General features: G+C 43.6%; 18 protein-coding genes. 10 read left to right on the top strand and 8 right to left on the bottom strand.

Annotation, left to right across the window (positions count from 1 at the left end; all coding sequences use genetic code 11):
• Window positions 1-75: 75 nt before the first annotated feature.
• Complete coding sequence (locus K1720_RS03100) at window positions 76-1497, bottom strand: ATP-binding protein (RefSeq protein WP_251949829.1); 1422 nt, start codon at window positions 1495-1497, stop codon at window positions 76-78.
• 18 nt (window positions 1498-1515) lie between these two features.
• Window positions 1516-1743: an ATP-binding protein gene (locus K1720_RS03105; protein WP_251949831.1), complete on the bottom strand. Its 228-nt coding sequence runs from the start codon at window positions 1741-1743 to the stop codon at window positions 1516-1518.
• Window positions 1744-1938: 195 nt separating this feature from the next.
• On the opposite strand from K1720_RS03105, the gene K1720_RS03110 reads away from it, so the two are divergent.
• On the top strand, window positions 1939-2238 hold the full coding sequence (locus K1720_RS03110; RefSeq protein ID WP_251949833.1) for a ribbon-helix-helix domain-containing protein: 300 nt from the start codon (window positions 1939-1941) through the stop codon (window positions 2236-2238).
• Window positions 2220-2654, top strand: coding sequence for a putative toxin-antitoxin system toxin component, PIN family (locus tag K1720_RS03115; protein ID WP_251949835.1), 435 nt, complete (start codon window positions 2220-2222; stop codon window positions 2652-2654). The genes K1720_RS03110 and K1720_RS03115 overlap by 19 nt, the downstream gene beginning before the upstream one ends.
• Before the next feature lie 5 nt (window positions 2655-2659).
• Here K1720_RS03115 and K1720_RS03120 read toward each other — a convergent pair whose 3' ends face one another.
• Genes K1720_RS03120 through K1720_RS03135 form a run of 4 tightly spaced genes read right to left on the bottom strand, consistent with a single transcriptional unit; the run spans window position 2660 to window position 7830 of the window.
• Entirely contained in the window at window positions 2660-3946 is a 1287-nt protein-coding gene (locus tag K1720_RS03120) for a DUF58 domain-containing protein (protein ID WP_251949837.1), read from the bottom strand.
• On the bottom strand, window positions 3943-4872 hold the full coding sequence (locus K1720_RS03125; RefSeq protein WP_251949839.1) for an AAA family ATPase: 930 nt from the start codon (window positions 4870-4872) through the stop codon (window positions 3943-3945). Before K1720_RS03125 ends, K1720_RS03120 begins: the two co-directional genes overlap by 4 nt.
• Before the next feature lies 1 nt (window position 4873).
• Window positions 4874-5884, bottom strand: a complete 1011-nt coding sequence (locus tag K1720_RS03130) for a DUF4350 domain-containing protein (protein WP_251949841.1) — start codon at window positions 5882-5884, stop codon at window positions 4874-4876.
• Complete coding sequence (locus K1720_RS03135) at window positions 5881-7830, bottom strand: hypothetical protein (protein WP_251949843.1); 1950 nt, start codon at window positions 7828-7830, stop codon at window positions 5881-5883. Before K1720_RS03135 ends, K1720_RS03130 begins: the two co-directional genes overlap by 4 nt.
• A 70-nt stretch (window positions 7831-7900) precedes the next feature.
• Between K1720_RS03135 and K1720_RS03140 the strand changes: the two genes are divergently transcribed.
• From K1720_RS03140 to K1720_RS03170, 7 genes are all read left to right on the top strand, one after another.
• Window positions 7901-8659, top strand: coding sequence for a DUF7982 domain-containing protein (locus tag K1720_RS03140; protein WP_251949845.1), 759 nt, complete (start codon window positions 7901-7903; stop codon window positions 8657-8659).
• Window positions 8650-8892, top strand: a complete 243-nt coding sequence (locus tag K1720_RS03145) for a DUF8044 family membrane protein (RefSeq protein WP_251949847.1) — start codon at window positions 8650-8652, stop codon at window positions 8890-8892. The genes K1720_RS03140 and K1720_RS03145 overlap by 10 nt, the downstream gene beginning before the upstream one ends.
• A gap of 61 nt (window positions 8893-8953) precedes the next feature.
• Window positions 8954-9550, top strand: a complete 597-nt coding sequence (locus K1720_RS03150) for a hypothetical protein (protein ID WP_251949849.1) — start codon at window positions 8954-8956, stop codon at window positions 9548-9550.
• Entirely contained in the window at window positions 9540-9776 is a 237-nt protein-coding gene (locus tag K1720_RS03155) for a DUF8150 family protein (RefSeq protein ID WP_251949851.1), read from the top strand. Before K1720_RS03150 ends, K1720_RS03155 begins: the two co-directional genes overlap by 11 nt.
• Window positions 9777-10038: 262 nt before the next feature.
• Complete coding sequence (locus K1720_RS03160; protein WP_251949853.1) at window positions 10039-10269, top strand: DUF433 domain-containing protein; 231 nt, start codon at window positions 10039-10041, stop codon at window positions 10267-10269.
• Complete coding sequence (locus K1720_RS03165; RefSeq protein ID WP_251949863.1) at window positions 10250-10603, top strand: DUF5615 family PIN-like protein; 354 nt, start codon at window positions 10250-10252, stop codon at window positions 10601-10603. Before K1720_RS03160 ends, K1720_RS03165 begins: the two co-directional genes overlap by 20 nt.
• Before the next feature lie 56 nt (window positions 10604-10659).
• On the top strand, window positions 10660-11745 hold the full coding sequence (locus K1720_RS03170) for an ATP-binding protein (RefSeq protein WP_251949865.1): 1086 nt from the start codon (window positions 10660-10662) through the stop codon (window positions 11743-11745).
• A 63-nt stretch (window positions 11746-11808) separates the two neighbouring features.
• Here K1720_RS03170 and K1720_RS03175 read toward each other — a convergent pair whose 3' ends face one another.
• Together K1720_RS03175 and K1720_RS03180 are read right to left on the bottom strand one after the other, a co-directional pair.
• Window positions 11809-12225 carry a HEPN domain-containing protein gene (locus K1720_RS03175; RefSeq protein ID WP_251949867.1) on the bottom strand — a complete coding sequence of 139 codons (417 nt, stop codon included), beginning with the start codon at window positions 12223-12225 and terminating at the stop codon, window positions 11809-11811.
• Complete coding sequence (locus tag K1720_RS03180; protein ID WP_251949869.1) at window positions 12222-12773, bottom strand: nucleotidyltransferase family protein; 552 nt, start codon at window positions 12771-12773, stop codon at window positions 12222-12224. The genes K1720_RS03175 and K1720_RS03180 overlap by 4 nt, the downstream gene beginning before the upstream one ends.
• Window positions 12774-12971: 198 nt before the next feature.
• On the opposite strand from K1720_RS03180, the gene K1720_RS03185 reads away from it, so the two are divergent.
• Entirely contained in the window at window positions 12972-13958 is a 987-nt protein-coding gene (locus K1720_RS03185) for a DUF1616 domain-containing protein (protein WP_251949871.1), read from the top strand.
• Window positions 13959-14127 lie beyond the last annotated feature (169 nt).

Here is a 14127-nt window from a genome sequence, read left to right on the forward strand (position 1 = left end):
TATTTTAACTTTTGCTAGCTCTTCATAATGTCTTTTTTAGGATTCCATTTTCGCTGAGGTTCTTGCTTTATCTTTTTATGCCCGACAAGACTGAAAGTTGTCCTTTAAACACCCCTCAAAGTCCTCTAGATCCCACATAAGCCATCCTTCACTTTTTATAACTCCCTTACCTTTGATGTTTTTCGCTATCAACCCGTAATACTTTTCCCAGGTCTCCAGCCCAACATGCTCGCTCTTGTGTTTCAAATCTCTTAAAATTCCTCTGGCTTCCCTTTTGCTTAAATCTTTCCACTTGACCTCAATGAATAATGCCTTCTTCTCCCTTTCATTCAAAGCCACCAAATCAATCTCCTCCCCCTTCCTCCACCACCTGCCGAGCTTCGTGAAGTGGAAGCCCGTGAGCGCGAAGAATACCTCAGGCCTTTTCACAAGCCCCTCAAAGACCGGACCCATATAGGTGTTGAAGTCATCCATCGAGCGCCCCCAGACTTCCTCTGCCAGTCCCGCTTCAAGGTGGCTCTTGTTCGGGAGCACGTAGCGGAACCAGAAGGCGAAGTAATTGTCGACTATGGAATACAAACCTCTCTTGCCCGCCTCCTTCAGTGTCGCAGTTACCGGGACCTCGCGCTTAACTATTTCAAGCCTCTGGAGGACTGACAGGTACTTCGACACGAGGCTCTTGTCAAGGCCGGTAGCGTTCACTATCTCCCCGAACCTGCTCCTCCCGCTCGCTATCGCCTGCAGTATGGCGAAGTAGTTTGCCGGTTCGCGTAGCTCTTCCCTGAGCAGAAACTCCGCCTCCTCGTAGAGAAACGCTCCCTTGGAGAGAACCCTCTCGACCACGTTCTCGTTAAAGCTCTTCTCCGGGCTGAACTGAAGCAGATAAGCCGGGATTCCCCCGGTGATGCCCCAAACCTTGACGAGCTCCTCGGCGGTGTAGCCGGGCAGAAACTCCCCTATGTGGAAGAAGGGAATCTCGGTCAAACGCCACTGTCCAGTTCTCCTTCCGTAGAGGGGGCTTTTGTAGGCCAAAACCTCGTTTTCCATTGCAGAGACGCTCGAACCGCAGAGGATGAGCATTATCTTTGTCCCGGAAAGCTTCAAATCCCACGCCTTCTGAAGGAGCGAGAGAACCGGGTGGTGGTGCTCAACCAGCAGGGGGAACTCGTCAATTATCAGGATTACCCTCTCATCGCCTATTCTTTCGGCAAAGGCCATGAGGAGCTCGTCTACATCCTCGAAGGCAATCTTTCCAAAGAGCCTGTCCCCGAGGAATTCTGCCAAAAGCCCTTGGAGTTCCCTCAGGTTGTCCCTGTAGGGCTTTTCCGTTGCCAGAAAGTAGACGTGTGGTTTGTCCCTCGCGAAGTGGAGGAGCAACTCTGTCTTGCCTATTCTCCTCCTGCCGTAGATCACGAGGAACTCGGCCCTATTGCTGGAGTATGCCCTCTCAAGGAACTCCAGTTCGCGTTTCCTGTCTATGAACTTTTGTCTACTCATGAGTATAATACTCGTGTTTCAACTATTTAAAAGTTTTGGAGCCCCGAAGCTCTCCCATGATAGGTCGGCTTTTGCCACGAGAGATCTAAAGGTTTTCAGGTTCTCCTCCTCAAGGGTCTCTTCGGCAAAGAGATAGATGTGGTTCACGTTCTCCACTGACTTGCGAACCAGCGTGGTTTTTCCAATCCTCCTGCGCCCATAGATGATTATCAACTCTTTCCTGCTGCTTGCGTATGCTTTTCTCAATGCCTCAAGTTCATCCTAGCGGTTAACAAATTGTTCATTCATGATTATGATAATCGAGTTTGAAGTATTTGAGAGTTTTCCCCGGGATGCTAAAATCGGAGTTCAGGCTCTTGAAGGAATTCCTCCGGTCTGAGAATTTTCACTTGTTAACTGACCAAAATGCTTTTATACTTTGTCTGACTATAGTATGACAGGGTGATAAATGTGAAAACTGTTCATGATGTTAGACTAACGGTGAGACTTCCGGAGGCATTGGTAAAAAGCATCGACCAGCTTGTGGAAGAGGGAGAATTCTCAAACAGGAGTGAGTTCATGAGGTATGCGATCAGAGAGGCTCTTGTGAGAATAGCCCTTACAAGGAAGATAACTCGTAAAGAAGCTAAAAAGATATGGGAAGAACACAAAAAGGAATCCAAGGAGGTTTCAGAGGAAGAGATTGAACAGGTATTAAGAGAAGTTGATAAGGAGTGGAAAGAATGGAGCCGAAAGTTGTGATTGATACAAACGTGATAATCTCGGCTGCAATTAACCCAAAAGGAAAACCGGGAAAGATCATTGACATGATTATGGATGGAAGTGTGATCTCATATACTTCCCAAGAGATTTTGGAAGAGCTTGGATTTAAATTGCTCTCAGAAAGAGTGCTGAAGTATATAGGTGACGCATCAAAAGCATTGGACCTGCTGGTCAGTTTTTCCGCCCTTTCAATATTGGTGAATCCAAAGATCCACTTTAATGTTTCTCCTGATCCAGACGATAATAAGTTTTTTAATGTCGTTTATGAGGCAAAGGCAGATTATTTAATCAGCGGCAACATAAAGCACATTGTGAACTTAAGGGATGAAAATAAAGAGTTCAAACTTGGAATGCACAGGTTTAAAATCCTAACACCGGGGGAATTTATCCTTTAGGTAAATCACCTCAGCTCCCTCACAATCTCCCTCAGATAATCACTTGGGCCCAGATCAATGGTCGGGGCAACCGCGTTAAACTTCCTAACAGTTTTCTCCCTCTCCAGATACTTCTCATAGAGGAACTTGAGCGTCTCCTCGTTGAGGTCTTCACCATAGAAGAGTATCGGGTTTGGAGACAGTATCACGGATTTGTGCTTCTTCTTGAGCATAAGCAAAAGCCTGTAAAGCAGTGAGGTGTGGCTCATTAAATCACTTATGATAATCAGATACGAAGGCTCTTTGATGTTGAGCAGAGCCTCACCAATCCCTTTTCTCTTTCTTGGAAAGATCTTACCAATGAATTTCCTCCCCTTCTCGCTGAACTTCAAGGCCACGCTGCTCTTTAAGCTTATCAGCCCTTTCTCGGGCTTGAACTTCACAGCAGCTCTGATCTTGTTTAGATGCTCCCTTCCCTTTGATGGCTTCACAACCTTAACCTCTCTATCAGTGTAGATGATAAGGCCCACCCTGTAGTTTTTCTTAAGCAGCACCGTTGCCAGATGTAAAGTTAAGGTTGATGCGTAGTCTATCTTTGCTCTCTTTATCCCCTTCCTCATCTCCCTTGTTGAGTCTAAAATTAGATAAACGTCTCCCTCCCATTCCTTCATGAAGACCCTCACTATGAGCTCACCCAAGCGAGAACTGGCCTTCCAGTCTATCCTCCTCAAGTCGTCTCCCGGTAAATACTCCCTGAGGCCTTCAAGCTCCAGCCTCTCCATCCCGAGGAAAATGCTCTTCTTGTAAACCTCACTCAGCTTTACGTTGTAATCCTCCTTGGCCGCTTCCCGTATCGACTCAACGGAGGGCATTACCTCAAGCTTGTACCTCCCGAGCTCAAGCTCCTCGAAGTAGAGCTCCTTTAAGTCGCTCAGTTCAAGCTTTAGAGGGACTTCATACTCCCCCTTCTTTTCGGGAACAAGGAAAAGGTCAACAAACCTCTCCTCGCCGGGTTTGAGTATGAAGGTTTCACCGTTGAGGACCCTCATGTGAGGGGGAAATATGTTCTTCACCCTGACCTTCACATCGCCTTTGAGGTTCTTGATTTTCAATGTTACTCTAACCCTCTTCATCTCCTCAGCCTGCTCTGGAAACTCCACATCTACCTTTAGTTCGGGCTTAAACTCTTTTCTGCTCTTTAACGTGTATGTGGCCAAACCTAAACCGAAGATGGCACTAAAGACGTTTGAAGCTAAATACCCGTGGGCAAAGCTCACCCCGGCTAAAGTCCAGAGCAGGTCCTCTCTTTTCATACGGGCACCTCTACCTCATCGAGAATCTCCCTCACGACATCCTCGCTCTTCACGCCCTCCAGCTCATATTCGGCCCTAACAAGAAGCCTGTGGGACAGAACACTAACGGCCATCTCCTTTATGTCATCTGGTATCACATAATCCCTGCCCCTGAGAAATGCTAAAGCCTTTGCGGTATAAAGAAGGTGCTCCGCTGCCCTTGGAGATGCCCCAATTAAAAGTCTGTTGTCCCTTCTGGTTCTGGCGATTATCTCATATAGGTAGTGGAGAACCTCCTCACTCGTTTTGACCTTTCTAACCTGGCTTATTAAAGCGAGAATTTGGGTTGGGGTAAACACCTGCCTTATTTCTCTGAAGTCTCCCCTATCCTTCCTCAGGAGCATCGTTACCTCTTCATTCTTATCTGGGTAGCCGACGTTTATGTGGAGCATGAATCTATCGATTTGGGCCTCCGGTAAGGTGTAAACTCCCTCGAATTCAAGCGGGTTCTTGGTGGCTATAACAAGGAAGGGCCTCGGCAGGTAAAGGGTTCTCCCCTCTATGGTCACCTGGCCCTCCTGCATCGCCTCAAGCAATGCAGATTGTGTTTTTGGCTGGGCCCTGTTAATCTCATCAGCAAGCACAACGTTGGCAAATATTGGGCCTTTTTTTATCCTGAACTGCCCGTTTCTTTGATCATAGTAAACGGTTCCAATGATATCGGCCGGGAGCAAATCGGGCGTAAGCTGGATTCTAGAAAACTCCAATCCAATAGCGTGGGCAAAGCTCTTTGCTATTGTTGTCTTTGCAACCCCGGGCACACCTTCCAAAATAACATGCCCCTCCGCTAACAGGGCAACGGCTAAAAGCTCTATAACATCGTCTTTCCCAACAACAGCATTGTGCATCTCAGCTTTAAGCTTCTCAAGGAATTCTTTACCATTCATTTTAACCACCCAACTTTTTACCGGTTTGGATTTCCTTTATTATCTTCCTGAGTATCTTTTCATCATAACCCTCTTTCTTTAACTCCTCCACCACATCATCTAAGCTCTTCTTTTCTTCCTTAAAGATTTTGCTAAGTAGAGCATTCCCCACTCTGCTCAATCCCTCCAAAGCCAAACCGCTCTCAATGAGTATGGCTAAAACTGCCACCCCCAGAATCACGTAAAAGGCCATTATCTTATTCAAGCTCCTTTTGATAACCACGGTTCCAACTGCATAGGGGTTGAAGTTAGTGTGGTGGGACTCATCGATGTAGATGATATCTGATTTTATGTATCTCACAAAGTTTCTTATGAAGGGCTCGTTCTTCTCGAACATGTCGTTTATGAAAACGCTCGGATCTGAGAACAGGATTATCTTTCCGTTTCCATACTCAAGCTCGCTCATTATCGGGAGCTGTCTCTGGTTGTTTCCCATAACGGTTACCTTGCTGGTATATATTGACCCCTCAGCGCCCACTATTGCTGAAGGAACGTTGAGGACCAGCTTATCAACGCCGACGCTCAGCTGCGGATCCAAAATCCTCACGAGCTCGGGGAAGTTGTAGTTCTTTGAGTAGAAAACGTCAATAGGAACTATTCCGACAAACCGGGCCGTCAGGTTCAGACCCCTCAGGATATCATTCCCGGTTCCAAAGTCGTCTATTAAAACCAAAGTCCCCCCGTTGTCCAGAAACTTCTTGATCTCCTCGATCTCAAGGGAAGAATAACTCAAATCGGGCCCTAGGATTATGAGAACTCCCTCTCTCTCACCAAGGTCGAATGAGTTGTAGGAGGTTATCACGGGCATGATTTTTCCTTCCTCATAGAGAAGCCTTCCGAAGTTTGAGGCCCCGTTCCACTTTGTATTGAAAACGCTAAAATCAGCGCTGGTGTAAAATACGGGTATGGTTATGGGCATCACGAGGAGGAAGATCCCAAATGCCATTAAGATGCCGTAAAGTGCTCTTTTCATAGCTCCTCCCTCACTATGAACGACACTATGAACCCAGCTATATGCCTCAGGTAGTCCAAAATGTCCCGCCTTCTAAGGGTCTTCTTCCCATAAAAGTGCTTCTCATAGAGCCCTGTGGCTTTTTCCAGATGGTAGGCAAAGCTCTCCTTCCTTAACCTCCTCACGAGCTCTCTGGGGGTTATGCTGGGCTTCAGGTTGTAGTGCTTGATGAGCTTGTAGTAAATCTCTCTGTACATTTCCCTTAGGGACTTCAACTTTCTAGCCCTCTCTGCTTCTTCTTCCTTCTCAATTTCTTCCATTGCCTTCAGGAGGGTTAAGAATTCCTCATCACTTACCCCTTCTCTACTTCTTCTGTAGATCTTGTAACCGAGGAACCCTATGCCGAAAAGCAAACCTACAATGAGGGCAATTAAAATGATGTCGAAGAGAGAAAACGTCACCACTTTAATCGTTATCAGATTTGAGGTTGCCTCCTCATAGTAGTCATTACCTGGGAAATGGGCATAAATCGTATGCTCCCCGGTTTTGTTGAAACTAACTTTCACATTAAAGTCGTTTGCCGCATAGACCTCTGTGTAAGGCTTACCGTCAACATAAATTGTTATCGGAATCGGCCTCTTAACCCCTGTTATGGTTCCGCTTATCTTAACCTTCTCCCCAACCTTAAGGCTGTCTTTTTTGGCCTTTATATCAATTCTCACCGGATACTTTAGGAACATAAGGCCCAAAGAAGCAGAACTTCCGGCGTAAATCTCGTTACCAAGGTATGTAACGTTCAAAATCTTTTTCCCGCTTTCATGGCTTGTAACGTTAAAGGAAAAGCTTCCATCATCGAGGGTGGAGAGGGCAAACTTCTCGCCGTTAAACTCCACAAAAACCTCCTCTCTACTCAAAGCATTTCCATAATAGTCCAGCAGGGCACCACTTACCCTCATGCTCTCGTTGATGTATGCGCTCCCCTTAGAGGAGAGGACGATTTTTGTCGGGATCTTTAAAACATTCAAAACCAGAGTGTTGGAGCTCTTAACACTCCCATTCTTCACGCCCGTTGCGAAGACCTCATAACTTCCAACCCTGTCAAATGAATAGACATAGGAAAATTTGTTGTTCTTAACTCTCAAAGCGATTGTTTTGTTTTCAATATGCAGATAAACGCTCTCAAACTCTGGAGCATACCCGTAAAAAGTGACGTTCTCATAAACGAAGGGGTTAAGATCTGAGGCATAGAGGGTTAGGGATGTGGGGACTAGCACCACCCGGTTCTCCTTGAGAAATTCTTCAAAATCAATTGATTCTCCGCTTTTTTCTTTTTCTTTGATAATTTCTTGCACTTCTTCAGGGGTTAGAACTTTATAGGCACTCAAAACCTTCTCATAGCCGAAATACATCTTCTTAATCTTCTCCAGTTTCTCCCTAAGAGATGAGGTGTCGAGAGTTAAGGTACTGTTATCCTCGTCAACAAACTCAAAAGTGTCGATCACATCAAGGGCCGAGATGGCCCTTGAAATACCCTTCCCCATCATCTCCAGGCCTATGCTCGCATTAACGTAAGCGTAGTAGTCCCTTATTTCCTTGACGGTCTCGATGTTATCCAGAAAGAGCTTTTGCCCAAGGGCAATCTCCTTTACTCCCTTACCAAGCTCCAGAAAAGGTGGCAGATAGTCCTCAACCTTTGCCTCTATCCCAAAGGACTTGTAGAACTCTATCTCATCCCGGGTTATGTTCAGCTTTGTTTCAACGTTGTTCGCATAGTAAAGGCTCTCATTGCTCTCGGCAATTACCTTATCAAGGGCCATCTCCGAATAAAGGATCAGAATCCTAAAGTAGATGTAAATTCCTTTATCGTTTTCATGGGCCTTTTCATACTCAAAATGCCTTTCCGAGGCTAATCCAAAGCCGCTTGAGAGCAAAAGTGCGAGAATGATTAAAGCAATTACCCTCTTCATTTTCCTCAAATTCAAAAGACAATGATAAACATTTTAAAGTTAATGGTTTTAAATGAATGGGGGTAAAATTATGAGAGCGGAGAAGATAGCAAGCGCTTCTCTAGTCAGCATTGGAACTTTTCTGCTGATCTATGGGGCGATAAATTCTAATCAGAGTCAAATTAATCTGGGTTTTGCAGGCCTTTTTCTTGGATTCGTGGTGTTCACGTTTAAATCAAAGGAATATGTCAAAAGGGAGGCCCTTGATAACCTTATACTCCCCTACGTGGAGATGCTCCAGGATATGGTGAGTGATCTGGGCCTTGAAGGCAATGCCCTTTACATACCCCCTTACGAAAACATGCCTGAAGGAGGAACCTTCATTCCCCTCCATGAGGACTTTGACCTTGACCTCGGGAGGATGGACGAGGAGACGGTCTTTTTAACCAACGTGAGCAACGAAAGGCAGATGGGCCTTCTCATAAGGCCCACCGGTGTTGACCTGGTAAAAAAGTTCGAAGAGTACTTTGAAGGCCCCCTTGAAGGAAGCGGTTCTTCATCTGTTGAAAGTGTGGCCTCTTCAGTCTTAAGGGCCTTTGACCTTGCCAGAGGGGTCTATATAGAGGAGAGTGAAGAAGGCTTTAAGGTGGTTGTAAAGCCAACGAACATGGAGATATGCAGGGCGAGCGTGGAGGACTGCAACCAAGTCGCCTGTCCCGTGTGTTCCTCAGTTCTCTTGGCCCTTGCAAAGGGTACTGGTGAGGTTGTGGAAAGTGAAGACTTTGCAATAAAAGACTATGGAATTGAGATAAAGGCCAAAAAACTCGGGGGAGTTAGGGAATGGATGTAGAGGACTACATGCTTCTCTTCCTCTCATCGTGGATGTTAATCTCTGCATTGGCAACTAAAACCGTGGACGTATTCTTAACCCTGAGCCTAATAGGCCTCCTCATAACCCTTGAAGTTGGAAGTCTCTTTCTAAGTAAAGAACAGAAAGAAAGCCTAAAACCCCTGGTAGAGCTTTTGCTTGTTATTTTCGCCATAATAGTCATGAAAAAGGTTTACGAGGTTTTGAGTGGGTAGTCAGTTGAATAATCTCCAGAGAACAGCAATATATTTAAGGTTCTGAGAACTAGACTCTCTGGTGGAGGGCTTGGAACTGGTGTTTGATGGAAGGAGAATAACGCTCACCAATAAACGAATTAACAAGTTGGATGAATTTGTTTTTAAGGTGTCGAGCCTCATAGAGAAGTACACGGAGTACGTGATAGTTAGTGGGTATGTTTCAATTCTTTTTGGCCGTTCGAGGGGAACAGAGGACATAGATTTTGTGATCTCCTCGCTCTCACTGGAGGAATTCAGGAAGCTTTATGAAGATTTTCTAAACAGCGGGTTTGAGTTTATAAACTCGGATGACCCCGTAGAGCTTTTTGAGATGTTGATCGAGAATCAGGCAGTTAGAGCCTGTGAGGTCGGAACTATCTTTCCCAATGCAGAAATAAAGCTCCCAAAAGATAGATTTCATTTGGAGGCATTAAAACAGAGAATAGAAACCATGATTAATGATAGGAGGATTTTTATATCTCCCATAGAGCTTCAGATAGCTTATAAATTGTACCTTGGGAGTGAAAAGGATATTGAGGATGCTATTTTTCTATATGAACTCTTTAGAGATCATATAAGCCATGAAAAGCTCCAGTACTGGAAAACCCAACTGGGGGTAGAAGGATTTGAACTCTAAGAGAGACATGAAGGAACGAATAAAATTCATAAAACGGTACGTCGAGTGGCTCAAAAAGACACCCAACGGTGTGTGGAGTGCCCAGCAGGCTGAGTTCATCAATGCCCTCCTGGAAAACGCAAAAAACTTTCCCCTCTCAAAGAAGGAATATCTCAAAATGAAGGAGAAAGCCAAGAAACTCGCGGTTAATTCTGTATTTCTTGTAGACAAAAATATCCAAAAATAGGATAATCCTGTTACTGGATAATGGGGCCATACAAAGTGAATGTGGGCTCAAAGATATATTCTGTGAAATATAAAACCTTATGAAAATTTATATTCTGCAGAGTATAAAATGTTGAGAAAGGAGGACATCATTGAATTAATCAGTGCGGACAATTTCTGGAGCAAAAGGTTGACCATTGGAGAGGGAAAACTCAAATTTTGGAGTACGACATAACCAAAATCCTTAAATTAAATTCTCTGATAATTCTAAATTGGGTGGGAGAATGATGCATTTTGAGAGAATTGAGGTCAATCCCAAAAAATTGGGGGGAAAACCGGTAATAAAGGGTACTAGGATTCCCGTCTACTTGATATTGGATTTATTGGGTAACGGCTGGAGTATAGAAGAGATCCTTGAGAATTATCCCCAGTTAACGAGGGAAGATATATTCGAAGCGATAAGATACGCCTCGATGGTGTTGAAAGGGGAAGAATATGTCGAAGTTTTTAGCTGACGAGAATATTCCATTAAAAGTCGTTAGACTTCTGCAAGAGGAAGGATTTGCGATCAAGTCTATAACAGATATCAAACCTGGAATTACTGATGAGGAAGTGTCTGAAATAGCCCTCAGAGAAAACAGGATCTTAATAACATTTGATAAGGATTTTGGAAGGATCTTATTTGTGGAGGGCTTAGGCGTTCCCGGATTAATTCTTCTTAGGTTTCCACCGAAAAATGTTAAATACATAACAAGGATTCTAAAAGAAGTTCTGTCAAAGGATATTGAGTTTTATGGAAGAATTGTAATTGTTTTCGAAGATAAAATTAGGGTATCAAATCTTCCTTAGGCATTTCTCTTTTCTGGGAAGACCCCTTCCAAAAGGAGGGGTAGTTCACCTCCTTTGTGGGCTGGAAGCCTCGCCCTTCAGGGCGGGGAGGAGGTCAGCAGGCATATAGAACGTTTGTTAATAGGGATAAATTTGCCCTAATAGTTCTCGACGAAATCCAAAACATTGAAAACTGGGAAAAATGGGTTCGTAGGACAATGGAAAAAGAGAATGTTCAAATCATTGTAACAGGGTCCACCTCTTCCCTTTTAAAAACCGAAGTATCAACGGCATTGACCGGACGTTCTTTGACCTTAGAAGTTTTCCCTTTAAGCTTTCACGAATTTTTAAAATTCAAAGGGCTTTCATTTAAAGATGAGTTTGGGATTGTGAAGAGTAGGGCCAAAATAGAACGATTTCTAATAGATTACCTTCAATTTGGTGGATTTCCAAGAGTCGTTTTGGAAGAAGATGAATTTTTGAAGAGGGAGATGCTCAGAGAGCTTTTTGATGGTATAGTAATGAGGGACATCGTATTCAGGCATGGATTTAGGGAGATAAATTCGGTTAGATTAGTAGCAGAGCTGGTTATAAACTCGTTTTCGTCTCTTAAGAGTGTGAGTGGTCTTAGAAACGAGCTGGTTGGGATACTTAAGAAAAAGGTCTCTCCAAATTTTGTTGCAGAGGTTATGGAGGCCCTTAGGGAGAGCTACTTGATATTCACACTCCCACCCTTTTCTCCAAAAATAAAGGATGTGAGAAAGTATCCAAAGAAAATTTATGTGGTAGATACAGGACTAGCGACCTTTGTGACTCTAAGCTTCTCTAGAAATTTAGGTAGGTTAGCTGAAAATGCAGTTGCTATTCATTTAATCCAAAAATATGGGGAAAACAACCTCTTCTACTACAAGGGTAAGAGGGAGGTTGATTTTATTCTCAAGGAAGGATTGAAAATAACAAAGGCCATTCAGGTAACCTGGGATTTAAGGGAAAGCTATGAAAGAGAAGTGAAGGCCCTTCTGGAGGCAATGGATATATTTGATCTTGAAGAGGGTATTATCATAACTGCAAATGAAGAAGGAGAAGAAGTTTATGGGGGCAAAAATATAAAAATAATCCCTCTCTGGAAGTTTCTTTTGGAGTTGAGGGATACAAATCGTTAGGGTTAGCATTTGTTAAGGAGGTGTGTTAGTCAGCTGAATGATACCAAAAAGGTGAAAGAACAATTACAGCATTTGATTTACAGTTTCTAAAACTTCTCTGGCGAATCTCAAAACAAACTCTGCTTCTTCTTCGTCAACCAAAGCCCCTCCATACTGAACATTGTGTCTTGAAATCCTGAGTTTATCGAGAATATTCATAAGTTCTACTATTTTGGGATCGGTTCTGTACAGCTCCCTAACCGCAATAACTAGACACTGGTGGCTCCTCTCTTTACATCCCTTTGCAAAGAGCAATGGCCTCACCGAATGAAATGCGGAATTATAAGCAGCTATCTCAACCATAACATAGTCGCCAATTTCAAATGTTCTTTCTGCGGATTTTAGGAACCGCCTTGCAATTTCTATTGAATTTTTCACCCTTTCTATTGCTGAAGGGTCGTGCTTTATCCATCCTCTTCTCAGACACTCTTCAAACTTCATAATGGAGCCCCCTTTATCAGTACATGCTTTCTAATAACACTTTCAGCGAAATGGTCTTTCTCTTCCTTCATTTTCTCCCATTTATAAAATGGGAGAACTGTGAGTTGAAGGCTCACCCCAACTCTTTCCTCTATTTCACGTAATAGCTTGTAGTCGATATCTTCTTTGCTTCCAATAACCAGTATGTCCAAATCGCTCTTCTCATCGAACTCTCCAGAAGCAAAGCTCCCGTATATTGCAAGGGAACTGCAGTTCTTACAAATGTTCTGGATACCTTTCTCTTTTAGGAGCAATAAATAATATGTTTTTTTAATCTCTTTAACCGCAAAATCATCATTGTTCAGTCTAAAGAGCCTCAAATTTCCTTTTCTTCTGGAAAGTAGAATCCCCTCACTTTCAAATAAGTCACAGTAAAGTTTAGCACTTCCAGAACTTATTTTTAGAGCTCTAGCCAGCTCTTTTAGGTGTATTTCACAGGTAGGATGAAGAAGGAAGTACTCTAGGACTTTAAACCCTGTGAATTTTTTAAAGTGCTCCAGCATTGACATAATATATTGAACGATCGTTCATCTTATAAAACTTTCGTTCATTATAATGAACGATATTGGGATGATCAATTCACTTAACTTTCTGACCTCTCCCCGCACTAAAGGGCGAGACTTTCAAAAGGAAAATGTAATGAACACGTTAGATATTGAGAGGGAAAACCATTTTAAACACTCCCTCCCTCTAGTATTGGTGATCAAATGAGGCCCAAGGATTACTGGGATCTGATAACAATCATCTCACTTTCACTCATCTTGGATCTCCTCATTGCTTTCTATCCAGATAGCTTACTTAGAAAAGCTCTAGGCTTGGCTTTTGTGCTCTTTTTCCCTGGATACGTATTTATAACTGCTCTTTTCCCCGAGAAAAAGGAGCTTGACAACCTTGAAAGATTGGCCTTGAGCTTTGGCCTGAGCATAGCGATAGTTCCTCTAATTGGCCTTGGCCTTAACTACACTCCTTGGGGGATAAGATTAATTCCAATTCTTGTAAGCCTAACAATTTTCAACCTCATCTTTGCCATTGCGGCAGTTTATAGAAGGGCCAACGCCGTTGATCCATGGATTCCAATGATAAGCATTGAAAAACTTAAAGAAGAGCTCGAATGGGAGAAATCAAGTAAACTGGATAAAGCTTTGACTGTAATCCTGATCATCGCAATAATCTCCTCCATAGCAACTTTGGCCTATGTTATAACTCATCCCAAGCCCGGAGAAAAGTTCACAGAGTTCTACATTCTTGGGCCTGAAGGGAAGGCCGCGGATTATCCAACCGACCTCCTTGTGGGCGAAAAGGCCAGGGTTATTCTGGGCATAGCAAACCACGAATACAGAAACGTTACCTACCACGTTGAGGTGTGGCTGGTAAATCTAACCTACGATTTCAACACAAACGAGACTTATATTCACAAGATGTACCTTATGGATTACTTCAACGTAACCCTACCCCATAAGCCCGTTGATATTGAGGGCAACTGGACGCCTCAATGGGAGACCAACTACACCTTCACCATAAACAGACCCGGAAAGTGGCAGCTGTGGTTCTTGCTCTTCAAGGACGAAAGGCCACCTCTTCCAACGCCAGTAAAAGGAGACTATGCTCAAACCAACGCCACTCAGAGAATCCTGGATGCGATAGAGGGCAATATAATGGGGTTAAAGCTTAACATTGAGGTTAAGAGGATTTAGAGTCTTTCCTGCTCAATAATGGTTCAGTTGGATGAGCTTTTCCTCAAGTCTTCTTCTTTAGGGTGAGGCTCTCAGAAAGGTAACTTGGGAATGGTAGCGTTGGGTAATATGAGAAACACTTTTAATTAATATTCTATGTAGTAAAATTGTGAAACTCTTGTGGTGGTCA

The sequence above is a fragment of the Thermococcus argininiproducens genome, from assembly GCF_023746595.1.
GTDB lineage: Archaea > Methanobacteriota_B > Thermococci > Thermococcales > Thermococcaceae > Thermococcus_A > Thermococcus_A argininiproducens.